Source organism: Nakamurella sp. (assembly GCF_044224575.1).
Lineage (GTDB): Bacteria > Actinomycetota > Actinomycetes > Mycobacteriales > Nakamurellaceae > Nakamurella.
The window spans coordinates 47,803-71,314 of record NZ_JBGAKE010000026.1 but is presented as its reverse complement, the minus strand read 5'-3'; the positions used below and the strand labels follow the sequence as shown (position 1 = coordinate 71,314).

The following is a 23,512-nucleotide window of genomic DNA, read 5'->3' as shown; positions in this document are numbered from 1 at the left end:
AGAGACGATGACCACCCACCACCTGTTCTTCAGCAACGAGCTGTACGACGGGCAGCTCGAGCGCACTCTCGGTGCGGTCTACGCCGGCATGGCCGACCTCGGCGAGGCGTTCGCCGCCGCTGCGCAGGTCGGCAAGCCCACCCCGGACAGCTGGTACGACGCCTGGTCCGCGCGCGCCGCCGTCGCCGAGGAGCAGGCCACAGCCACGGACCAACCGGCCGGCCGCCGGGACGCGCTGCTGCGAGCCAGCGAATACCACCGGCAGTCCTACTTCTTCCTGCGCCACAACCTCGACGACCCGCGGCTGCTCGCCGCCTACCAAGCCCACGTCGACGCCTTCCGGGCCGCCCTCCCGCTGCTGACCTGGCACACCGAACAGCTGTCCGTGCCGTTCGAGAACCATGAACTGACCGCGTACTTCTTCGCCCCCGATGACAGTGGTGCAGTTCGGCCCACCGTGATCATGCCCGCCGGCTACGACTCCACCGCCGAGGAGGGTTACGCCTACATCGCGGCCGCCCTGGACTACGGCTACAACGCCGTCACCTTCGAAGGCCCGGGCCAAGGCGCATCCCTCTACCGCGACCGGATGTACTTCCGCCCCGACTTCGCCGCCGTCCTCAGCCCGGTCCTGGACGCCGCGCTGCAGCTCCCGCAGGTCGACCCGGCCGCCCTGGTGCTCTTCGGGCGGTCGATGGCCGGCTACCTCGCGCCGCAGGCCGCGGCCCACGATCACCGGATCGCCGCGCTGGTGTGCGACCCCGCCCAACCCGACCTGGCCGCGCACATCCCCGGCGGAATCATCGGCAAGGTCGCCGGCCCGGTCGGTGCCTTGCAGATGAAACTGTCCGACGATCGGGCCGAATTTCTCGGATCCCGGATGGCCACCCACGGATGCGCCACCCTGGGCGACTACCTGGCCGAACTGCGCAGTTTCACCATGATCGACGTCGCCGACAAGATCAGCTGCCCGACCCTGATCATCGAGTGCGAAGGCGACTTCGCCGGTGGCAACGGCCAGGCCCTGGCCGATGCCATGACCGCCCCGGTCACTCTCGTGCACCTCACCCGCGCCCAAGGCGCCGGCGGGCACTGCGCCGGCCTGGGCCAAAAGGTCTGGGAGAGCACCGTGTACCCGTGGATCGCGGACGTCCTGAGCCAGCAGAACTCAGTCGTCCGCTCCTGACGAGCAGGACTACCAGACCGCTGCCTACCCGCAGCAGCAGCCGAAGCCGAAGCCGAGAGCAACGCGCGTGGTTGCGGGATCGAGTCCCCGCACGTTCTCGAATGAGACGACGAGACGGCCGGTTTCGAGGACCCGACGAGCGATCGGGTCGTCATCCACGTGGATCTGACGTTGCAAGTCAGCCAGGACGCGGTCCGGGAAACCGTCCAAGACCATTTCGTATTGGCCTCCAGTCTCTTCCAGCACCTCGCTGAGCAACCGGCCAGCCCAGTTCGGAACGCCCGCGGCCTCGCGATCGCGAGCCATCTCTTCGGTCACGACCCGGGCGAAGGGTCGCAGCAAGTGGGATGGTGGCTGATCGCTGACCATCTGCTGCCTCCGGACGCCGTCGTTCCCTGGCTGTCCAGCCTGCCACACCACACGGTCCGCCGACTGAGATCACCATCCGTCGACCGCGCAACAAGCTGGTCGTTCGATGCACAAATTGATGGCCACGCCGAGGTCGAGCTGCTCGACCTCGAGCGGGGAACCCTCCACGACACGGTCGCGGTGACCGTCGATGTACTCAACAGCCACCGTGACCGGCGCCGCCGGGTCTACTTGATCTTGTGGTCGCGGTGCCCCCACGACTCCCATCCTCTCTGGATTGAGGGCCTCCACCAGAGTCGGGCCGGTTCAGTTCCCGGGTGATTCGCATGGGGTACACCGACGATCGTCCGGCCACCCCGGCGATGGCCGGCCACGCCGATCGTCCACATTCGGCGCCACAGCGGCCGTGGTCGGCCCGGCGCAACGTGGGTCACGCTCGGTGCCCCGGACCAGGTCTCCGAGACACCGAGCGCGGTCGGGTCCTCCGCAGCCGGCCGACCACGGGCCGGGGCGGAAGGAAGCCCCAGGCGATCCCGCCTAAACCTCGGGCCCGTCCTCGGGCACCGGCAGCTCGCCGACGTTGTCCGCCGGCCGAACGATCAGGACGTCGCACCGTGCTCGCTTGGTGACCTCGGTGGCGGTCCAGCCGAGGACCCGGTCGGCGAGGGTGCGGTCGTGGACGGCGCCCAGGACGATCAGGTCGGCGCTACGCTCCTCGGCCGTGACGACCAGCGCGGTGGACGGGTCGCCATCGATCAGCAACGCCGCAACGACGGTGGCGCCTTCGGCGGCGGCAACCGCGATGGCGTCGGCCATCGCCTTGGACGCGGCCTCTCGCCCGAGCACCTGGCCCGTCCGGCTGTCCCCGCCCAGGGTGACGATGTTCTTCGCCTCGGTCCGGCGCGACATCTGGGCATAGGCACAGATGATCACCAGATCGGCATCGTTGTGCTTGGCCAGCCAGGCGGCTCGCCCGACAGTGGGATCGGCCAGGGACGATCCGTCGGTTCCGACGACAATGGTGCGGTAGTCCTTCATCGGCATGGCTTCTCCTCAGTGCCCGGCCGGGAGGTACGCGACGTCGTCGACGTCCCGGACGATCGGCGGTTCCTTGATCCACAGCATCAGCACACCTGCGATGCCGAGAAACACTGCAGCGAAACGGATCGCATTGTTCGGATTGTCGCCGAGGAAGTTCTCGTAGATCCAGCCGAACGTCAGGGATTGGATGAGCATCGGGATGACGATCATCATGTTGATGATGCCCATGTACACCCCGAATCGGGTGGACGGGATCATGCGGACCGCCATGATGTACGGCACGCCCATGATCGAGGCCCACGCGATGCCCAGACCGATAATCGGGATGAAGATCAGATACTGGTTCGAGATCGACGGCACGATCATCAACCCGACCGCGGCCAGCAGCAGGCAGACGCAGTGCACGGTCTTGGCGCCGCGCTTCTTGGCGAAGGCCACCAGCGAGAATGCCACGCAGAAGGTCACGATGTTGTACCAGCCGTTGACCAGGCCGGTCCACGCAACGGCCTCTTCCTTACCCTCCGGGGTGTCGGGGAAGGATGACTTGGCGATGGACAGAGCGATGAACTGCCAGTAGCACACCATCCCGTACCACTGGAAGAAGTAGACCAGCGCGAGCTTGCGGAATTGCGGCGGCATGTCGCGGATCGCTTCGCCGATCTCCTTGACCGCCGGGCCAAAGCCACCCTTCTTGGACCGCAGGGCCGCGAGTTCTTCCGGACTGGGCGGGATCTCCTTGGTCCGCAGCACCGAGACCAGGACCGTGCCGATGGAGCACACCGCGCCGAGCATGAACGAGCCGACCACCCAGTACGGAATGCCCGCCTCGGTGGCCCCGGTGATGAACTTCTGGAACACGAAGAGCGAGATGTTGGCCAGCGTGATGCCCAGGCCGGTGAAGAAGGACTGGGCCAGGAAGCCCTTGCCCAGCTGGGACGGCGGCAGCTTGTCGGCGATGAAGGCGCGGTACGGCTCCATGGCGGTGTTGTTGCTGGCGTCCAGGAGCCAGAGGAGAATGACCGCCATCCACACCGCGGTGACGAACGGGAAGAGGAAGAGGCAGAGGCTGCAACCGATGGCGCCGACCAGGAAGAACGGTTTCCGGCGTCCCCAACGCGGGCTCCAGGTTCGATCCGACAGTGCGCCGATCAACGGCTGGATGAGCAGACCGGTGATCGGGCCCGCCAGGTTCAGGATCGGCAGGTCGTGCGGGTTCGCACCCAGGAATTCGTAGACCGGGTTGACGGCGGTCTGCTGCAGTCCGAAGCTGTACTGGATTCCGAAGAAGCCCAGATTCATGATCAGAATCTGCCGCATGGTCATCAGCGGTTTGGTGCGGACGACCGACATATGTTGCAAATTAGTAGATTTGGCGACCTCGCTCATCGGATCGTCTCCTGTCCGCCGGTGCGGTCGAGATAGGCCGCGAGCCGGTTCAGTTCCTTCTCCCAGCCCTCCCCGTGCCAGCCGGCGACATCGGGTTCGTAGGGGCCTTGGATGATCCGGACCAGCGTGTCGTTGCGTCCCATCTTGGTGAACTCCACCCGCAGCTCCAGGGGCCGGTTGGGATCGATCCCCGGGTCGCCCGAGATCCGCTCGCTCGACACGAAGACGTCCGGTTCGAAGAATTCGGTATAGACCCCATCGGTCACCACTCGATGGTTGTCCGATTCGCGGACCTTGACGTGGTGGTGCCGACCCCCGGGTCGCGCGTCGCCGGACAGGGATTCCGTCTCGACGTGCCAGCCGGGGGATCCACGCCACTGGGCCAACTCGGCCGGCACGGTCCACGCTCGGAACACTTGGGGGCGCGGGATATCGAATTCCCGTTCCACAGTGACGATCACGTTCGCCGTCATCGGCGTTTCACCTCGCACAGACAGGGCTCGGCATGGGTCGCCCGCAGGGCTCGGAGGTCGAGGACCCCCAGAGCTGTGAAACGAGGTGACATGACCGGGCAAGCTAAGGAAATGTTGCACCGGGAGTGTGGCATCCGCCACGGGTGTCCGCAAGACGACTGGAATGTGGGACCGGGTTTCTGCGCAGCAGTAGGAAGTTCGGCTCTGACGACGGTCACCGGTCGGGGCGGCAACGTTTCATGCTGGTTCTGCGCCAAGTGGGGGCAACGCCGGGCAAGCTTGGCTACGCTGTACCTGTGGGTGACGAATCCGAGGGACGTGCACCCGACACCCGGGTGAATATCGTGGCGGTCGCCGAGCGCGCCGGAGTGTCCCCCGCCACGGTGTCCCGATCGCTCCGGGGCCTGGCCAAGGTCGCCCCGGAAACGCGCCAGCGGGTGTTGGACGCTGCCCGCGAACTGTCCTACGTTCCGTCCTTACGGGCCCCCGGGCCGGCCGTCGGGCCGCAACGGGCCATCGCCGTCGTCGTGCCGTTCATTACGCGTTGGTTCTTCAGCACCGTCACCGCCGGCGCCGTCGATTTCCTCCGCATCCACGGCTACGACGTCATGCTCCATCACCTGGGCAACGCCGAGGTCAGGGACCACTTCTTCGAGCAGATGCCGCTGGATTCCCGGGTGGACGGCATCCTCACGCTGTCCATGCCGCTGACCGAGGAACACACCCTCGCGCTTCGCGCGCTGGACATCCCGCTGGTCAGCGTCGGGACGTCCATCCCCGGCTCTCCGTCGGTCGGGATCGACGAGGCAGCCGCCGCCGGCAGCGCGGTCAACCACCTCCTGCACCTTCGACATCGGCGAATCGGATTCATCGCCGGCGAGGCGGACCCACGCTTCGACTTCGTGTCCTCGGGAGAACGGCGGCGCGGGTATGAACGTGCTCTGCAGGCCGCGGGACAGCAGGTCGACGATCGCCTCGTGGTAGCCGGACCACATGGCCTCGAGGGGGGCGCGTCGGCGATGACCCAGCTGCTGGCCGGACCTGTCATGCCGAGCGCGGTCTTCGCCGAGTACGACGAACTCGCGATCGGTGCGCTGTGGGCGCTTCGCCGCTCCGGCCTCGACGTGCCGGGTGATGTCTCGGTCATTGGCGTCGACGATCATGAGATGGCCCCGATGGTGGACCTGACCACCGTCGCGCAGAACGTGGCCGACCAGGGTGAGGTCGCGGCCCGGTTGTTGTTACAGATCCTGCAGGGCGAGCCGGTGCCATCCGACGAAGCGGTGAAGTTGCCCACCAGCCTCGTCCTGCGCGGGACGACAGCGCCTCCCGCCGACAACCGATCGGCATCACGCCGGCGGGCGGGACATCGTCCGACATCGAGTACCGGCTAGTTTGCGCAGACGGTGACCTGACCCCAGGACATTCGTCCAACAGCCGGTTGGAATGCCGGGTCGGGCCAGGCTTCGGCCAGGGCTGCAATCCACCAGCTTGTGGGACCGCAACGCCGACGCCGGCGTGACAACCCCCGCTGCGGTCGAGCCCGGTCGACCCGGCCTCCGGCCGACGTGCCGGCGACCGTGCCCGCCAAGTCCGGTCCGGTTGGGCCGGGTTGGCATAGGTTGGCTCGATGCTGCGTGAGCGAATTCGCGACCTGATGCCGCAGGCTCGGGCCGACCTGGCCGAGATGGTGACGTTCCGATCGGTGCACGACGCCGCCCAGTTCCCCGTCGCGGGCTGCGACGCCATGGTCGACTGGCTGGTCGGCGCGTTCACCGACGCCGGCCTGTCCGACGTGACGGCGCACGTCACGGCGGACGGGTCGAAAGCGGTGACCGGTGTCCGGCCGGGTCCGCCGGGCGCCCCGACCGTCCTGCTCTATTTCCACCACGACGTGCAGCCGCCGCTGGACGACGCGGCCTGGCTCAGCCCGCCGTGGGAGCTGGTGGAGCGGGACGGCCGCTGGTTCGGCCGCGGTACCGCGGACGACAAGGGCAGCATCGCCGTCGTGCTCACCGCCCTGCGGGCGCTGGCCGCGGAGAACGGGGGCGACCTGCCGGTCACGGTCCGGATCGTCGGCGAGGGCTCGGAGGAGCAGGGCACCGGCGGCCTGGAGGACTTCGTGCCCCACCACCCCGACCTGCTCCGCGCCGACGCGATCCTGGTGCTGGACAGCGGCAACGTCGCCGTCGGCCGGCCCACCCTGACCACCGCCCTGCGCGGGGTCGCCGACCTCGTCGTCACCGTCGAGACGGCCCGCTCGGTGCTGCACTCGGGCATGTTCGGCGGGCCGGCCCCGGACGCGCTGGCCGCGCTGGTGAAGATGCTCGGCACGCTGCGCGACGACGCCGGGAACACCACCATCGACGGTCTGGACGCGACCGGCACCTGGGCCGGCGCCGACTATCCGGCCGATCGGTTCCGCGCCGACGCCCAGATCCTGGACGGCGTCGAGCTGCTCGGCGACGGAGCGGTCGCCGACATGCTGTGGGCGCGACCGGTGGTCACCATCCTGGGCATCGACTGCCCGCCCGTCGTCGGCTCGTCCGCGGCCATCCAGCCGGCCGCCCGCGCCCGGCTGAACCTGCGGGTGCCGCCCGGCACCGATCCGGCCGACGCCCGGGCCAAGCTGATCGACCAGCTCACCGCGGCGACCCCCTGGGGTGCCCGGGTGAGCTTCCAGCCCGGCGGGATCGGCGCGCCGTTCGCCGGGAGCCTCGGTGGCCCGGCCTTCGAGTCGATGGGCCGGGCCATGCGCGCGGCCTACGGCCGGGACCTGGAGACACAGGGCCAGGGTGGCTCGATCCCCCTGTGCACGGTGTTCCAGGAGACGTTCCCGGACGCCGAGATCATGCTGTTGGGGGTGTGCGAGCCGGAGTGCCGGATCCACGCGCCGAACGAGAGCGTGCATCCGTCGGAGGTCGAGAACATGGCCGTCGTGCTGGCCGCCTTCCTGCAGGAATACGCCGGTTCACCGGCGTCGTCGTGATCCCCACCACACTGGTCTGAATCGATCAACCTCTCTGTCGGGTCGGCGTCATTGCCCGTATTACCCGGCCCACCCGGCCCCGCCCACCAGTGCAGAGAGGTGCCTTCGATGACGCTCGAGGAAACCGCCATGACCTTCACCGAGCTCACCGCTGACCTGGAAACTCCGGGGCCCGATTGGCGACGGACCGCCGTCGTGTACCAGATCTACCCGCGGTCGTTCGCCGACTCCAACGGCGACGGCATCGGCGACCTGCCCGGCATCACGCACCGGCTGCCGGCCCTGGCCGAGCTCGGGATCGACGCGATCTGGCTGTCCCCGTTCTACAAGTCCCCGCAGGCCGACGCCGGCTACGACGTCGCCGACTACCGCGACGTCGACCCGGTTTTCGGCACCCTGGCCGACTTCGACGCCATGCTGGAGCGGGCCCACGGTCTGGGCCTCAAGGTGATCGTCGACCTGGTGCCCAACCACTCCTCCGACGAGCACGAGTGGTTCCAGGCCGCGCTGGCCGCCGCCCCCGGCTCGCCCGAGCGCGACCGCTACATGTTCCGGGACGGCCGCGGCGAGAACGGAGAGCTGCCGCCCAACAACTGGGAATCCTGCTTCCGCGGACCGGCATGGACCCGCACCACCAATGCCGACGGCACCCCCGGCCAGTGGTACCTGCACCTGTTCGACACCAAGCAGCCCGACTGGAACTGGGAGAACCCGGAGGTCCGGGCCGAGTTCCTGGACGTGCTGCGGTTCTGGCTGGACCGCGGCGTCGACGGGTTCCGAGTGGACGTCGCCCACTCGCTGATCAAGGCCCCCGGCCTGCCCGATCAGGAGCCGGCCGAGCAGGCCGCCCAGGATGCGGAGACCGACGGCTTCTTCCTCAGCGGCCCGATGTGGGACCAGGACCGGGTGCACGAGGTCTACCGGGGCTGGCGGGCGCTGCTGGACACCTACTCCCCCGACCGGATCCTGTGTGCCGAGGCGTGGGTGCCGTCGCTGGACCGGCTGGCCCGGTACGTGCGCGACGACGAGATGCACCAGGCGTTCAACTTCGGCTACCTGGAGAGCGAGTGGGACGCCGCCCACCTGCGCGCGACCATCGACAAGTCGGTCGCCGCGAACGAGGAGGTCGGCGCGCCGACCACCTGGGTGCTGTCCAACCACGACGTCGTCCGGCACGTCTCGCGGCTCGGCCTGCCGGCCGGGCCCCGGCCCAACGGCATCCGCGCCGGCGACGTGCAGCCCGACCACGAACTCGGCCTGCGCCGGGCCCGGGCGGCGACCCTGCTGATGCTGTCCCTGCCCGGATCGGCCTACATGTACCAGGGTGAGGAACTCGGCCTGCCCGACCACACCGCGCTGGACGACGATCTGCGGCAGGACCCGACCTGGTGGCGCTCGCAATACACCGAGGCCGGTCGGGACGGTTGCCGCGTCCCGCTGCCGTGGGAGGCCGACGAGCCCGGCCTGGGCTTCGGCCCGGGCGGCGCCACCTGGCTCCCGCAGCCCGATTCCTACGCCACGTTGGCCCGGGACCGCCAGGACGAGGTCGAGGGATCGACGCTGGAGATGTACCGCACCGCGCTGGCGTTCCGGCGCGCGTTCGCGCTGGCCGTCGGGACGATCGAGTGGATCGAGACCGCGCCTGGCGTGCTGCAGTTCGTCAACGGCGAACTCACCATTGTCGCGAACACCGGCAACCAGGCCGTGCCGATGCCCGAGGGTGAGCTGCTGATGAGCTCGGTGGAGCTGGCCGACCCGACCACCCTGCCGGCCGACACCACCGTCTGGTTGCTGACCGAGGTGTTCAACGAGTCACAGTCCTGACCTGATCTGATCGTCCTGCGCCGCGAGGCCGGGGTCGCGCCGAGTGCGTGACCCCGGCCTTCGTCGTGTCCGGCGCCCGCAGGGTGCGTGGGCCGGGCGCCCGAACTGCCTGCGGAACATCCACCGGCCCCAGCCCGGCCGACCCTCCGCACCCCCGCCTCACTCCACCTGCGGAACATCCACCGGCCCCAGCCCGGCCGATCCTCCGCAGGCCCGCCACGAACGACCTCCCGCCCGATCACGCTCGGCAACACCACCGGCACCGCCCGTCGCTGCGACTGTCGGACCGGCCGCGCATGATGGGCCCCATGAAGGCTGCCGTGCTGTACGGACCGCGCGACCTGCGCGTCGACGAGGTTCCTGATCCGACACTGCTCACCCCGACCGACGCGGTGGTGCGGATCACCGCGAGCTGCATCTGCGGGTCCGACCTGTGGCACTACCGCGGATTCACCGAGAAGCGGGGGCGCATCGGCCACGAATTCCTCGGCGTGGTCGAACAGGTCGGGGCCGAGGTTGCCACCGTGACGGCCGGGGACCTGGTGATCGCCCCGTTCGTCATCTCCTGCGGCGTTTGCTCGCCGTGCCGCAGCGGGTGGCCGACGTCGTGCGTGCGCGGGACGGGCTGGGGCGGCCCCGACCGCGACGGGCAGCTCGTCGATGGCGGACAGGGCCAGTACGCGCGGGTTCCCATGGCCGATGGCACCCTGGTCGCCGCGCCCGTCCAACCGGACGACCCCCGGATCCCGGCGTTGCTCTCGTTGTCCGACGTGATGGGCACCGGACACCACGCGGCGCTGTCCGCCGGGGCCGGCCCGGGCGCCACCGTGGCGGTGGTCGGTGACGGCGCGGTCGGCCTGTGCGCGGTGCTGGCCGCCTCCCGGCTCGGGGCCGAGCGGGTGATCCTGCTGTCCACCCACGCCGACCGCGCCGACATCGGGGTCAGGTTCGGCGCGACCGACGTCGTGGCCGCCCGGGGTGATCAGGCGGTGGCCGCCGTCCGGGACTTGACCGAGGGCCAGGGCGCCGACGGCGCCTGCGAGTGCGTCGGCACGGCCGCCTCGTGGGACACCGCGCTCGCGCTCGTCCGACCGGGTGGGACGGTCGGCTGGGTGGGCGTGCCGCACGACGTCAAGGACGGGCTGCCGATCTGGAAGATGTTCGGCCGCAACGTCAACGTCCGCGGTGGCGTCGCCCCGGCCCACACCTACCTGCCGGACCTGCTGCCCGAGGTGCTGTCCGGGGCCCTCGACCCCGGGCCGATCTTCACCGACACCGTCCCCCTGGACGACATCGCGGCCGGCTACCGCGCGATGGACGAGCGGCGAGCGATCAAGGTGATGGTCCGACCGTGAAGGCGAAGTGAGGTAATTCGAGCAGTATTGCCCAGATTCGACCGAATCCGACCGGCGACGTCTCGGACGCCGACCATCGGCCCTCTGTATGTGAAGACCGTGACCCACCCCGACCCGAAGGCGGCGACGTGATGGTGCCCAGCATTCCCCCGATCCCCGAACTCCCCGACACCGACCCGATGGGACTCCCCCTGTTCGGCGCACCGGCGCCGACCACCGGCCGTTTCATCGTGGTGTTCGCCGATGGCGCCGACGCCAGAGCGATGCTGGCCACCACGGCGGGCCTGGGCAACGTCGCCGACTCGCGTGACTTCGCCGCGCAGGCCGTCGATTTCGGCCGGACCTCCGGGTCCGACGCGGTATGGTTCGACAATCTCGGGGTGGCAGTGGTCTCGGCCGAACCGTCCCAGCTCGGCGCGTTGCGCACCGCCGAGGCCGGTGACGGGGCCATCGTGTCCGTCTCTCCCGAACTCATCCACCATGTGCTGGCCGACCCGGGTTACGTCCAGGGCTATCGGGACGGGGTCAACGACCTGGCCGGTCGCCTCGGCGCCACGGACCACCCGGGTGACGAGGCCGCCGCTGCCCTGCCCAAGCCGCCGTTCGCCGACAACGCCCAGTTCACCTGGGGTCTGCAGGCCACCGGGGTGGCCACGTCGCCGCAGTCGGGGGCCGGGATCAAGGTTGCGGTGCTGGATACCGGCTTCGACGTCGGCCACCCGGACTTCGCGGGTCGGACGGTCACCACCCAGTCGTTCGTCGCCGGCGAGACGGTGCAGGACGGGCACGGCCACGGCACGCACTGCATCGGCACGTCGTGTGGATCGAAGTCGCCGGGCACCGGACCCCGTTACGGGGTGGCCCACGGCGCCGAGATCTTCGCCGGCAAGGTTCTCGGGGACAACGGCTCCGGCTCGGACGGCGGCATCATCGCCGGGATCAACTGGGCGATCGAGAACCAATGCCACATCGTCTCGATGTCGCTCGGCGCCGACGTGGCGTCCGTCCACCCCCCGTACACGGTGGTCGGCAAGCGGGCCCTGGACGCCGGCACGCTGATCGTCGCCGCGGCCGGCAACAACGCCGACCGGCGGGTGGGCAACTTCGGCTTCGTCGGCACCCCGGCGAACAGCCCGTTCATCATGGCCGTCGGCGCCCTCGAGCAGAAGCTGGAGATGGCGTTCTTCTCCGCCCGCACCCTGCCCGACGTTCGGGGCGGCCAGGTCGACATCGCCGCGCCCGGCTACCAGGTGTACTCGTCCTGGCCGATGCCCACCCGGTACAAGACCATCAGCGGCACCAGCATGGCAACCCCGCACGTCGCCGGGATCGCCGCGTTGTGGGCCGAGGTCACCGGCTACCGGGGCCGGGATCTGTGGGCCACCCTGGCGCAGGACTCGCAGCGCCTGCTCCAGCCGTCGGTCGACGTCGGCGGCGGGTTGGCGCTCGCCCCGCAATAGCCTCTCGGGTCGCGGATGACCGGTCGTCGCTTCGACAGAAGCGACGTCCGGGCATTCCGGCGTCGGGCCGGCACGTCCTACAGTGGAGCCATGACTCAAGTCACCGTGACCGTCGACGACACGCACCTGCGGTCGATCGGGACGGTGGCCCGCTCCCTGGAACAGACCGGCATGCGGGTGGACCGGGTGATGGCGGCGGTCGGTGTCATCACCGGCTCCGTCGACTCCGGCACCGAATCGACCCTGAGCCGGGTTCCCGGTGTCGCCTCGGTCGACCGCGACAGCACTTACCAACTTCCTGCGCCCGGCTCCGAGATCCAGTAGCCGACTTCCCCGGGCGGCACCTGCGGCGGACCCGACCCCCACCACCCGATCGCCGTCACGCACGACGACGCCCCGGCCCGGAATTCCCGGGCCGGGGCGTTGCCGTGGTGCCTATTCGGGTGCGCCGGGCGGCGCCTGCACGATCAGAACGAACGGTTCGCCGCGAGGGGGCGGGTCGATCAGTAGTCGGCCAGATCGTTGCCCATGTAGCAGAACGACTCGGCCTCGTGGTCGGAGTAGCTGTAGTACTGCTCGTAGGTGCTGATGTACTCGCCCGAGAAGTCGAAGTCGTCACCGTTCCACTGCGCGTACTGCACGTACACCATGTAGTAGCCGGGATCGAACGTCAGATCCGCCACGTTGAACGAGGCGGAGTAGTCGGCCTCCACCCACACCTCATCGGTGACCCACTGCTGCGTGGAGGTGTCCCACACCCAGATCTTGGCGTAGCTGCCGTTGTCGGCGTCCGACGTCGTGGTGAACACCAACGAATCCCCGCCGCACTCCACCGTGGTCCCGAACACGGTGCTGCCCGCGACGGTGTCGGCGTGCGCCGGGGCGGCGTTGCCGGCGACCGCGAAACCCAGGAACAGGGCGGCGGTGGCCACGATGATCCCGGCCAGGCGACGGACCAGGGTGCGGGCGAATCCGGTGGTGGTGGTGCTCATGGGTCCTCCTGGACGTGATCTGTGCTCGCGTTCTCGCTGACAGATCAAAGAATCGGCCCACCCGCTGAAGACCCACCGAAGAACGGCTGAAGGCCGACCAGCAGCTGCCTCGCAGCCGCCGAGTGGTCAGCCCAGATGACGACGTTCGTACCGGGCCCGGGCCGCGTCGTGGGCGCGGCGCAGCAAGGTCAGCACATCGGACCGGGTGGCCGGGCCGGGGTCGACCACCGCCAGCCAGCCGAGGGCACCGTAGGTCGGGTGCGCGGCGACGACGTCCGGCACGCCCGGGTCCGCGGCCGTCGCCGCAGGCGCGCGCGGATCCCGGCCGATCCGGGCCCGGACCTCGTCCTTCCCGGCGGCGATGTTCACCCGGAAGGCGCCGGGCCGGTCCAACCCGGCGGCCGGCTCGTCGGGGTAGTCCTTGGTGACGATCGTCGCGAATGGCTGACCGGTCGGCAGCACACCCGCCGGCGAGTAGTAGAAGAACCGGTCACCCCAGGCAAGCTCCGGTGACCCGTCACCCGGCCCCGGCCGCAGGGTCAGCACGCCGCCGAGCGATTCGATGAACTCGGTGATCTCGTCGATGGTCACACCCGGCAGCTTCGCACTGGACCGCCGTCGTCACAGCGACCGGGCCGCGCGCCAGCCGCATCCGTCGAAATCGACGGCACGAGCCGGCCGGCACACTCCCGGTCCCTGACGCCGACCGGACCGGCTCGCGACCGGGCTCCTCGCCCGGCCGCCCGGCCCGGGACGCCGTCGGCCGCCCGCTCCCCGACGACAAGGGCGCATTCTTCCCGGCGGCGGGGCAAAGGCGGTCCGCACGCCCCGCTGATGCGGGGCCGGCGGGACGATTGCCGTCCGCATCTCCGGATTATTCCGAATGCGCAGACCGGGCGATCCTGGCAGGCTGGGCATCCTGGTCGACAGGCGGCGAACAGGGGTGGAGCGTGAGCGTCGACTTCGCGGTGCGTGGACGACAGATCGAACAGGACGATCCAGGCGGCCTGCGGGACATCTACGGGGCCGAGATCGGTTACACCGGGCGTGGTCAGGTCCAGGTCGCGGGGGTCGACCGGTCGGCGAGCGTCCCGGTCACGCTGGACGGCGACGAGACCGACATCGTCGAGATCGAGGATGCCGACGGGATCGTCAGCTTCCATCGAGCGGGCAAGCTGGCCGACCAGGCGCGTGACACTTCCCGGAGCGTGGACGGCACGATCGACATCACCCCCTTCCTCGAGTCGACGACCCGAGGGCAAGGTGGCCGGCTCGGCGTCATTCGGCGGTTCGGCGTGACGCTTCCCCCGGGGGTCGGCCAGGACCGGGAAACCCTGGCGACCGCACTTCGGGAGGCCGGTCCCGACCTCGAATTCCTCGACCGCGGCGCCGGGATGATCGCCGGCCTGCTGCCCAAGCAGCTGTTCACCCCGGCCGCCCGGGAGGCCGCGCTCCGGCTCGCGGCGTGGATCGACGAACCCGCCCCGGATTCCGCCCCCGCGGACGAACGCCGACGCAAGGCCAAGGAGCGCGGCGTCTACCGCGTCGGATCCGACCTGCTGCTCGAACCCGTCAACCGGCTCGTCACGCCCCTGCGGGGCGACGACAGCAGGCCCTATCTCCTGCTGCTGCACGGAACCTTCTCGCACACCGAAGGCGCCTTCCAGCAGCTCCGCGACTCGAACGAGTGGGTCGAGATCGTGCGACGGTACCCGGACCGGATCCTTGCGCTGGAACATGCGACGTTGAGCCTGAGCCCGATCCGGAACGCGATCATGGCGGCCACCATGGTGCCCGAGGGATCCCGGCTGCACCTGGCGAGCCACTCCCGTGGCGGCCTGGTCGGCGACGCGCTCTGCTACGCCGCCCATCAGGACCCGGACCTGCGACGCTACCCGGCCGGTCATCCGGACCTGGCGTCCTGGGCGGAACTGCGGGAGATCGTGCGGCGGCGCGGCCTCACCGTCGAACGGTTCGCCCGGGTGGCCTGCCCGGCCCGCGGCACGACACTGATCTCCGACCGCCTGGACAAGGTCGCCACCGTCCTGTTCAACGTGTTCAACCTGGTCCCCGTCCTCCGGGAGACCGGGATCGCGGCCATCGTGCAGAAGTTTCTCGCCGTGTTCCTCGACCAGCGCACCGATCCGAGGGTGATTCCCGGCCTGGAGGCGCAGATTCCGGGCGCGCCGCTACTGCTCACCCTGATGTCGGCGCTGCCGGGGGCCGACAACGGGCTCGGCAACATCGCCGGAGATATCCAGGGCAGCGGGGTCGGCCGGCGGCTCGTGACCTGGGTTGCCGACCGGTTCTACGGGGAGGCCAACGATCTGGTCGTGCCCACCAGCTCGATGGACGGCGGCCTGGCCCGCACCACCAGCCGGCAGGCGGCGTTCCGGGGCAAGACGGTCGATCACACCCACTACTTCGCCAATCAGGACAGCCGGGAGTCGGTGCTCCGGTGGCTCTCCGGCGCTGCGCACGCGGAGATCAAGGGCTTCGAGATCGATCTGCCGCCTCAACGGATCCGGCGCAGCGCGTCGAAGCCGCCCGGTGGCGAGATCATCCTCGTGCCGGACGCCTTCGGATCGACACTTGAGAACGACGGGCAGACCGGCTGGCCGGTCGTCGAGCAGATGGTGCGCCAGGGCCTGCGGGAGTCGATCACCGGCGTCGGGCGGGCAGGGGCGCTGGTCGACGAGTACTCCCCGCTGACCGGGACACTCGGCGAGAGCTTCACGGTCTCCGGGTGGCCGTACGACCCACGACGGAGCCTCGCCGAGTCGGCCGCCGGCCTGCGGACGCAGATCCGTGACCGGCTGTCCGCCGGGTCCGTCCCGCACCTGGTTGCGCACGGGGCCGGCGCCCTGGTCACCCTGGCCGCGTTGGCTCGTGGACCCGGACCGGACGACGTGGCGGAACGCTGGCGGGCGGCTGGAGGGCGGGCCGTGCTGCTCGGGCCGCCGCTGGACGGCAGCTGGCTGATCGCCGCCCGGCTGGCCGGGCGCGACGAGTTGTCCACCTCGTTGGCGCTGCTCGACGGCGCGGCGACACCGGCGGACGTCGGCGCCTGGTTCACGAGCTGGCAGTTGCTCGATTCGCTGCGGCCGGACGGCGCCGGTCCGACGATCCGCCGGGAGATCATGCCGCGCAACTGGTCGGGGATCTCGGCCGTCTTCGGCTCGGCGGCCTCGACGGTGTCCGGTCGCGACGACGGGCAGTTCCTCGCCGACACCGGCGGGGACGGTTTCAACCCCGACACGGGCGGGGTTGTCGGCCCCAGATGCTGGCACGCCCCGCTGGCGCATGCGGACCTGGTCGCTGACGACGACGTCGCCGCGGCAGTGCTCGACCTGCTCGGCGGGCGCGCCCCCACCCGCCTGCTGACCACCGCGCCGACCGCCCCGACCGCCCCGACCGCCCTCCCGGACCTGCGCGGGAAGCTGCTGATACCGACCACCCGCAGCCTGGTCCGGGCGGCGTGGGGTGGTGGCCGGCGGGCCGGCGGACCCGTCAGCACGCTGCGGGTCCGCGTCGTGCACGGCGACCTCAAGACGTTGCGCGGTACGACCATCGTCGGGCACCAGGAGGCGACACCCATCGGCGGGGCCGAGCGGGCCGCCGACGACTACCTGGACGGAGCGCTGGACCGGCGGCTGGCCTGGGGCCAGTACCCGGGTCGGCTCGGCACGTCCGAGGTCTTCCTCACGGGCGACCGCGGTGTCGTCGTGGTCGGCCTGGGCGATGCCGGCGACCTGAATCCGAAGGAACTGACCGCCGGAATCACCAGCGCCGTCATCAAGCTTGCCGCCGAGAAGGTGGACGGCACCGTCCGCGGACAGCCGGTCGAGCCGCTGTCGGTCTCCTCGGTACTCCTTGGCGCGACGCAGATCCCACCGATGCCGGTGGAGAACTCGGTGACCGCGATCGTGCAGGGCGTGCGGCAGGCCAACCGCCGGCTGCGCGACCACGGATCGCCGATCCTGGTCGAGGAGCTCGGCATCGTCGAGCTGTACGAGGAACGGGCGATCAGCGCGGTGCGGGCGGCCGCACGACTGGTCGATCCCGACCAGGACGAGCACGACGACCGGCTGGTGGTCGAGCGACGGCTGATCGACGGCAATCAGGGCCGCGCCGGACTACCCCCGCCGGACTACTACGACTCCGATCTGTGGCGGACGATTCGGATCGTCACGGCCGGAGGCAGCACCACACCCGACACCGCCGACGAACTGTCCGAGCTGTCGTTCACCAGCGTCGGCCGCACCGCGCGGGCCGAGCAGCAGGTCAACCGCGGGCAACGGAAGCTGATCGACGCCGTGGTGGCCGAGGCGGTCCGCAACCATGCGCCCGATCCGCAGATCCTCAACACCCTGTACGAGCTGCTCGTGCCGAACTCGTTGAAGTTCCAGGGCTACGGCAGCGAGAACCTGATGCTGCTGGTCGACCGGCAGTCCGGCGCCATCCCGCTGGAGATGCTGGCCACCCGGACCGGCAACGAGCAGGTCCAGCCCTTGGCCGTCGACGTGGGGGTGGTGCGCCGCCTGGAAACGTCGTCCTACACCGAGCTGAGCCGGCGGGCGTCGGGGCACGCGGCGCTGGTGATCGGCGATCCGTCCGGTACCGGCCTGAACCGGTTGCCGGCCGCCCGCGCGGAGGCTCTGGCCGTCGCCCAGGTCCTCGACCGGCTGGGCTACGAGGTGATCGCGGTGATTCCCTCCGCCGACGATCCCGAGCCGCACGTCGTCCAGATCCTCAATGCCCTGTACCGGCGCGACTACCGGGTCGTGCACATCTCCGGCCACGGCCACTACGACGCCGACCCGACCCGGAGCGGGGTGGTGATCGGTCCGGACACGTACCTGGGGGCGCTCGAGATCGCACAGATGCGCGCCACACCGGATCTGGTCTTCCTCAACTGCTGCCACCTGGGCGCCCTCGGCGAGGGGGACCGCGGTGATCCGCCGGCCCCCGGCGGTGCACCCTTCCGACCGAACCGGCTGGCCTCCAGCATCTCCCAGCAACTCATCGAGAACGGCGTCCAGGCGGTGGTCGCCGCCGGTTGGGCGGTCGACGACGACGCCGCAAGGACGTTCGCCGAGGAGTTCTACGTCCGTCTCGATGACGGCGCCGATCTCGGTCGCGCCTCGCTGAAGGCGCGCCAGTTGATCCATCGCCGTTTCGGCCGCCGCACCAACACCTGGGGCGCCTATCAGGTGTGGGGCCAACCGGCGTGGCGGTTGTCGACGGCGGCCGCGAAGCGGGCGGACGCGACCCCTCCGGTGGCCCGGCGCGAACTTCGGGACCGGCTGAGCGGGCTGCTGTACGAGGCGTCGCAGGCCACCTCGGACACCCGGATCGCCGAGGTGGCCGGCGTCGTGGAGCAATTGATCGCCCAGGTGCCCGAGGAGTGGCTCGTCGGCAGTGGCCGGATCCTGGTCGGCGACATCTGGGCCCAGCTCGCCGAGTACGCCAAGGCCGAGCGTTCCTACGAACGGGTGCGGACCGACTGGTCCGCGGAGGGATCGCTCAAGGCGCTGGAGCAACTGGCCAACGTCCGCGCCAAGTGGGCCGTGCAGATGGTCCGGAACGGCGAAGTTCGAGCAGACGCACTGTCGACGATGGACAGGGCGCTCGACGCGGCGGACCTGCTCCTCCAGGTGGGACGCACCCCCGAGCGGTTGGCGATTCGGGCCAGCACACTGCGCCGGCGGGCATTGTGCCTTGCGCCGGAGGACCCCGACGCGGTCACCGATGCGCTGGTGCGGGCGGGTAACGACTACCGGGAGGCCGCCGGGATGTACGTCGACCGGACCGACGACCCGGGGTACCGCTACCCGGCGGTCAACGCCGAGCTGCTGGGTTGGTTGGTGCACGAGCGCGACCCGCGCCTGGTGTTCGACGCGGATCGGGCTGACCGGGTCGTCGGGGCGGCGGTCAGCACGGCCAGCCGGGAAACGTCATCCAACTTCTGGTCCCGGGTGGCCGACGCCGACGCCCGATTCGCCCGGGCGCTGATCGGCGGCACCTTCGAAGCGGACCGGGACGCCATCGAGGGCGCCTACCGCGAGGCATTCACGCGGTCCAGCCGGCGTGAACGGGTGACCGTCGTCGAGCACCTGGACCTCGTCGGTGAGATGGTGCCCGACGTGACCATCAGAACCGACCTTGTCGACGTGCGTGCGCGTCTTGACAGTTGGACACCGGACGACTGATTCTCACGCGATCACGCCCAGAACGCATCACTCTCGGCCGGCTTCGCATCCACCATCCACATCTGGGCAATCCGGCCGCCGGCCACTCGCAGCAGGTGCCCGGCGAAGTTGTGCAGAGCAGTGCCCGCCCGGTGCGCCCGGACCTCCACCATCACCAGCACCCGGTCCGGCGGCACCGGCACCGGCCGCTGGGTCAGCGTCACCGAGTAGTCGACGGCGGGCAGGTTCATCGCCTCCACGGCCCCGACGTAGGCGTCGGCACCGATCAACTCGACCGGCCCGCCGTCCGGGCCGGTGATCAACGCGACCAGGTCGTCGGCCAGGCAGGCGCGCAGCGCCGTCAGGTCGCCGTGGTTGAACGCGTCCAGAAACGCGTCGACGACGGCGACGTTCTCGGCGGTGCCGGTCACGGAATGAGGACGAGCTTCCCGGTCGTCTTCCGGGCGGCCAGATCCTCCTGCGCCTGCGCCGCCTGCGCGAGCGGGTACCGCCCGCCGATGCGCACGTCCAACCGGCCGTCGGCGATCCAACCGAAGACGTCCGCCGCTCGGCCGACCATCTCGGCATGGTCGGCGACGAAGTCGTAGACCTTCGGCCGGGTCAGGGTGAGCGAGCCGCGCTGGTTGAGCCGCTGGATGTCGAACGGCGGCACCTGCCCGCTGGCCCCGCCGAACAGCACCATCATTCCGCGCCGGCGGATCGACTCCAGTGACCCGTCGAAGGTGGCCGCGCCGACCCCGTCGTAGACGACGTTGACGCCCGCACCGTCGGTGAAAGCTCTTGCCTGGGAGGGGAAATCATCGTAGCCGATGACGACCTCGTCGGCTCCCGCACTGCGGGACAGGGCCGCCTTGGCCGGGGTCGACACCGTGGTGATGACCCGCGCTCCCTTGATCTTGGCGATCTGGGTGAGCAGCAGGCCGACCCCGCCGGCGCCGGCGTGGATCAACACGGCATCGCCCGGATTGATCCGGTAGACGTCGGTCGCCAGCGCATGCGCGGTCAGCCCCTGCAACGCCACCGCCGCCGCCTGCTCGTCCGAGACGTCGGCCGGGACCAGGATGAACTTGTCCGGCGAATCGACGGCGACCTGCGCGTAGGAGCCGAAGACGTCCAGCCAGGCCACCCGGTCGCCGATCTGGAAGGCGGACACCCCCTCGCCGACCGCGATCACCCGCCCGGCACCCTCCAACCCGAGCACCCTGGGCAACGGCAAGGGGTAGACACCCTGCCGGTGATAGATGTCGATGAAGTTCACCCCGGCGGCGGCGACCTGCACCGCGAGCTGGCCCGGCCCGGCCTCCGGCGCGTCGACCTCGGTGAACCGCAATACCTCCGGTCCGCCGTTCTCCGTGATCTGGATGGCGTTGATCAGTCCCTCGCCCATGCCGTTCAACCCTTCTGCCCGGCGCCCGGATCGGGCGCAGTTGTGCTGTCGGTGTTCTCGCCACTGCGGTTCTCGCCACCGCGGTTCTCGGCACCGCGGTTCTCGCCACCGCGGTTCTCGGCACTGCGACCACGGATGCTGCGGCGTAGCTTGGGCACCCGGTCGGCCAGCACACCTTCGGCGCCGTAACCGGTCGGGTGGTAGTAGTCCCGGCCGACCAGCTCGTCCGGCGGGTACTGCTGCGCCACCACGGCACCGGGCCGGCCGTGCGGATAGACGTACCGCTGGGCATGACCCAGCCGCTGCGCCCCCGGGTAGTGCCCGTCCCGCAGCGCCGGCGGGACGGAACCGGCGCGACCCTCACGGACGTCGGCCATCGCCGCGTCGATCGCGGCGATCACCGCGTTCGACTTCGGTGCCGTCGCCAGGTGAATCGTGGCCTGGGCCAACGCGATCCGGGCCTCGGGCAGCCCGACGAGCTGCACGACCTGGGCCGCCGCGACCGCCGCGGGCAGGGCCGTCGGGTCGGCCATGCCCACATCCTCGGAGGCGTGGATCATCAACCGGCGGGCGATGAACCGCGGATCCTCCCCCGCCTCGATCATCCGGGCCAGGTAGTGCAGCGCCGCGTCGACGTCACTCCCGCGGATCGACTTGATGAACGCGCTGGTGACGTCGTAGTGCTGATCACCGGACCGGTCGTACCGCACGGCGGCCCGGTTGACCGCCCGTTCCACCGCTGCCAGGCCGATCTCCCGGTCGCTGCCGTCGGCCGACTCGGTGTCGCTCGCCCCTTGGTCGTCCAGCTCGCGGACCGACTCGGCGGCCGCCTCCAGCGCGGTCAGCGCCCGCCGGGCGTCCCCGCCGGCCAGCGCGACCAGATGCGCCGTCGCCTCGTCGGTCACGGTGAACGCGCCGCCCAGGCCCCGCTCGTCGGCGACCGCGCGCCCGATCAGCTCGCCGACCTCGGCGTCGGTCAGCGGCTGCAGTTGCAGGATCAGCGACCGGGACAGCAGCGGCGAAACCACTGAGAAGAAAGGGTTCTCGGTGGTTGCGGCGACCAGCACGATGGTGCGGTCCTCGACGGCGGCCAGCAATGAATCCTGCTGCGTGCGGGAGAACCGGTGCACCTCGTCGATGAACAGCACCGTCTGTTCGCCGGTCGACCGGAGCCGCGCCGTGGCCTCCGAGATCACCGCGCGGACCTCCTTCACCCCGGCGGAAACCGCGGACAGCTGGGCGAAGTAGCGGCCGGTGGAACCGGCCACCAGGGTGGCCAGCGTGGTCTTGCCGGTTCCGGGCGGCCCGTACAGCAGCATGGACGACGGGGCCCCGCCCTGCACGAGCCGGCGCAGCGGCGCGCCCGGACCCAGCAGATGCTGCTGGCCGACCACCTCGTCCAGTGTTCTGGGCCGCATCCGGGCGGCCAGCGGGGCGTGCGGATCGACCGGCCGGTCCGGCCGCCCTGCTGGGCGGTCGACCGGGTGGGCGCCCTCCGGTCCGGCGGTTCGGCCCGGTTGCCCACCGACCGCGAACAGACCCGGATCGTCCACACTCACCCGGGCGACGCTACCGGTCCCGCCCGCCGGAGACGAACGGGCGGGCGATGTGCCCGAAAGGGCAGCCAGGACTGCCCGCCGGTGAGGGTTCCGGGATGGCAGAGTCGCCGGCATGGGCCCGATGCACGGGACGGCGGAGACTCCGGCGGCCACCGAGGCCGCTCGGCCGCGGCCCGGTCCGACCGTCCGCCTCGGGGTGGCCGGCGCTCCCGACCGCACCGCGGCCGGGCCCGACCGGGGCTCGCGGGCGCTCTGGGCGGGCACGGTGCAACGCACCGCCGGCAACCAGGCGCTGAGCCGGCTGATGGTCCAGCGCCAGAGCCGACCGGCACCCGCCGATCCGGCGCCTCCGCCCGGGACGCCCGCCGCCGACCGGAAGCCGGAGGATCTGACCGGGACCCCGTTCGAATCGCTCGATCCGACGCTCAAGACCAAGCTGGCCGACAAGAGCGTCTACGACTGGAAGGGCAAACCCACCCTGGCCGAGGCGCTCAACGAGGAGTCCAATGCCAACCTCGCGGCCATCGCCCGGGTGGCAGCCATGATCACGGCGTCCGCGGCGTTCCTCTGGAAGTACGTGTCCGCGATCAACGGCGCCTGGGTGACCGACAATTTCGGGGTCGGGTTCAGTTGGAACGACCCGGGCTCGCTCACCGCGGACCTCGTCGGCAGCGGCAACTTCTGCCGGGACAACCCGGTGACGGCGCGCTGGTACCACGGATCGCCCAACGCCTTTCGGCAGATCCCGGGTTCGCCGGGCAGCCCCAGCCTGCACGTGATCACCGGCGGTCACACCGACGTGCACATCGACCTGCACCAGCCGATCGAGGGCAAGGAGACCGGCTGGTTCGCCGGCCAGTGCAACCTGGACCTCGGCGCCTGGTGGGATCACGCGGGCGACGTGGTCAGCGGCGGCGGCGCGACCGGCACGGCCGTCGGCCGCTTCGGCGTCGCCCGCGGCAACCTGACCGACCTGCGGTCCGGCGCCGTCGAGGACGAGACCCGGCAGCTGGACGTCGCGAAGGGCAAGCTCGATTCGATCATGTACGTGGTGCAGAAGTATGCGGCGATGGGCGCGATGGTCGGCAACGAGTTCGAGGGCGACCGGCAGATGCTGGCCGACAAGGCCACGATGAAAACGCTCGAGGAGGCCGAGGGCATCCTTGTCCAGGTCCGGACCGACCGCACCGCCCGGCGGCAGCGTGAGAACCGCGAGGCGGATCCGTACCGCTTCGGACCGAAGTACTGATCGCCCGGCCCGCGTCGTCGTCACCCGCCC

The 23,512-nt window shown here is 70.4% G+C and carries 18 protein-coding genes; 9 read left to right on the top strand and 9 right to left on the bottom strand.

Features of this window, described 5'->3' with window-relative positions; all coding sequences use genetic code 11:
• Positions 1–7: 7 nt before the first annotated feature.
• A complete protein-coding gene (locus ACILSK_RS22005; RefSeq protein WP_395729329.1) occupies positions 8–1,186 on the top strand; it encodes an alpha/beta hydrolase in 1,179 nt (392 codons plus the stop codon).
• A gap of 24 nt (positions 1,187–1,210) precedes the next feature.
• Here ACILSK_RS22005 and ACILSK_RS22000 read toward each other — a convergent pair whose 3' ends face one another.
• The 4 genes from ACILSK_RS22000 to ACILSK_RS21985 all read right to left on the bottom strand — a co-directional run bounded on the left by ACILSK_RS22000 (position 1,211) and on the right by ACILSK_RS21985 (position 4,455).
• Complete coding sequence (locus ACILSK_RS22000; RefSeq protein ID WP_395729328.1) at positions 1,211–1,555, bottom strand: hypothetical protein; 345 nt, start codon at positions 1,553–1,555, stop codon at positions 1,211–1,213.
• Between the two features lie 537 nt (positions 1,556–2,092).
• Positions 2,093–2,599: a universal stress protein gene (locus tag ACILSK_RS21995; protein ID WP_395729327.1), complete on the bottom strand. Its 507-nt coding sequence runs from the start codon at positions 2,597–2,599 to the stop codon at positions 2,093–2,095.
• Between the two features lie 9 nt (positions 2,600–2,608).
• Positions 2,609–3,982, bottom strand: a complete 1,374-nt coding sequence (locus tag ACILSK_RS21990) for an MFS transporter (protein ID WP_395729326.1) — start codon at positions 3,980–3,982, stop codon at positions 2,609–2,611.
• The gene (locus tag ACILSK_RS21985) at positions 3,979–4,455 is read right to left on the bottom strand and encodes an SRPBCC domain-containing protein (protein ID WP_395729325.1); all 477 of its coding nucleotides are present in this window, start codon (positions 4,453–4,455) and stop codon (positions 3,979–3,981) included. The genes ACILSK_RS21990 and ACILSK_RS21985 overlap by 4 nt, the downstream gene beginning before the upstream one ends.
• Positions 4,456–4,751: 296 nt before the next feature.
• Here ACILSK_RS21985 and ACILSK_RS21980 point away from each other — a divergent pair, with 296 nt between their 5' ends.
• The 6 genes from ACILSK_RS21980 to ACILSK_RS21955 all read left to right on the top strand — a co-directional run bounded on the left by ACILSK_RS21980 (position 4,752) and on the right by ACILSK_RS21955 (position 12,407).
• Complete coding sequence (locus ACILSK_RS21980; RefSeq protein ID WP_395729324.1) at positions 4,752–5,849, top strand: LacI family DNA-binding transcriptional regulator; 1,098 nt, start codon at positions 4,752–4,754, stop codon at positions 5,847–5,849.
• 236 nt (positions 5,850–6,085) lie between these two features.
• A complete protein-coding gene (locus tag ACILSK_RS21975) occupies positions 6,086–7,444 on the top strand; it encodes a dipeptidase (protein ID WP_395729323.1) in 1,359 nt (452 codons plus the stop codon).
• Between the two features lie 108 nt (positions 7,445–7,552).
• Entirely contained in the window at positions 7,553–9,268 is a 1,716-nt protein-coding gene (locus tag ACILSK_RS21970; protein WP_395729322.1) for a glycoside hydrolase family 13 protein, read from the top strand.
• Positions 9,269–9,576: 308 nt separating this feature from the next.
• Positions 9,577–10,623: a zinc-binding dehydrogenase gene (locus tag ACILSK_RS21965; protein ID WP_395729321.1), complete on the top strand. Its 1,047-nt coding sequence runs from the start codon at positions 9,577–9,579 to the stop codon at positions 10,621–10,623.
• Between the two features lie 131 nt (positions 10,624–10,754).
• A complete protein-coding gene (locus ACILSK_RS21960; RefSeq protein ID WP_395729339.1) occupies positions 10,755–12,083 on the top strand; it encodes a S8 family serine peptidase in 1,329 nt (442 codons plus the stop codon).
• Positions 12,084–12,173: 90 nt separating this feature from the next.
• Entirely contained in the window at positions 12,174–12,407 is a 234-nt protein-coding gene (locus ACILSK_RS21955) for a ketohydroxyglutarate aldolase (RefSeq protein ID WP_395729320.1), read from the top strand.
• A gap of 179 nt (positions 12,408–12,586) precedes the next feature.
• Here the strand turns inward: ACILSK_RS21955 and ACILSK_RS21950 are convergent, their stop codons facing one another.
• Both ACILSK_RS21950 and ACILSK_RS21945 read right to left on the bottom strand, forming a co-directional pair.
• Positions 12,587–13,075, bottom strand: coding sequence for a hypothetical protein (locus ACILSK_RS21950; RefSeq protein ID WP_395729319.1), 489 nt, complete (start codon positions 13,073–13,075; stop codon positions 12,587–12,589).
• Between the two features lie 126 nt (positions 13,076–13,201).
• A complete protein-coding gene (locus ACILSK_RS21945; protein WP_395729318.1) occupies positions 13,202–13,666 on the bottom strand; it encodes a DUF6194 family protein in 465 nt (154 codons plus the stop codon).
• A gap of 359 nt (positions 13,667–14,025) precedes the next feature.
• On the opposite strand from ACILSK_RS21945, the gene ACILSK_RS21940 reads away from it, so the two are divergent.
• Positions 14,026–19,287: a CHAT domain-containing protein gene (locus ACILSK_RS21940; RefSeq protein ID WP_395729317.1), complete on the top strand. Its 5,262-nt coding sequence runs from the start codon at positions 14,026–14,028 to the stop codon at positions 19,285–19,287.
• 11 nt (positions 19,288–19,298) lie between these two features.
• Here ACILSK_RS21940 and ACILSK_RS21935 read toward each other — a convergent pair whose 3' ends face one another.
• From ACILSK_RS21935 to ACILSK_RS21925, 3 genes are read right to left on the bottom strand one after another with little or no spacing between them, the layout of a single operon-like run.
• Positions 19,299–19,697, bottom strand: coding sequence for a nuclear transport factor 2 family protein (locus tag ACILSK_RS21935; RefSeq protein WP_395729316.1), 399 nt, complete (start codon positions 19,695–19,697; stop codon positions 19,299–19,301).
• Positions 19,694–20,674 carry a quinone oxidoreductase family protein gene (locus ACILSK_RS21930; protein WP_395729315.1) on the bottom strand — a complete coding sequence of 327 codons (981 nt, stop codon included), beginning with the start codon at positions 20,672–20,674 and terminating at the stop codon, positions 19,694–19,696. Before ACILSK_RS21930 ends, ACILSK_RS21935 begins: the two co-directional genes overlap by 4 nt.
• Positions 20,675–20,679: 5 nt before the next feature.
• Complete coding sequence (locus ACILSK_RS21925) at positions 20,680–22,233, bottom strand: replication-associated recombination protein A (protein WP_395729314.1); 1,554 nt, start codon at positions 22,231–22,233, stop codon at positions 20,680–20,682.
• A gap of 112 nt (positions 22,234–22,345) precedes the next feature.
• Here ACILSK_RS21925 and ACILSK_RS21920 point away from each other — a divergent pair, with 112 nt between their 5' ends.
• Positions 22,346–23,482 (top strand): hypothetical protein, encoded by a 1,137-nt coding sequence (locus ACILSK_RS21920; protein WP_395729313.1) that lies wholly within the window; start codon positions 22,346–22,348, stop codon positions 23,480–23,482.
• Positions 23,483–23,512 lie beyond the last annotated feature (30 nt).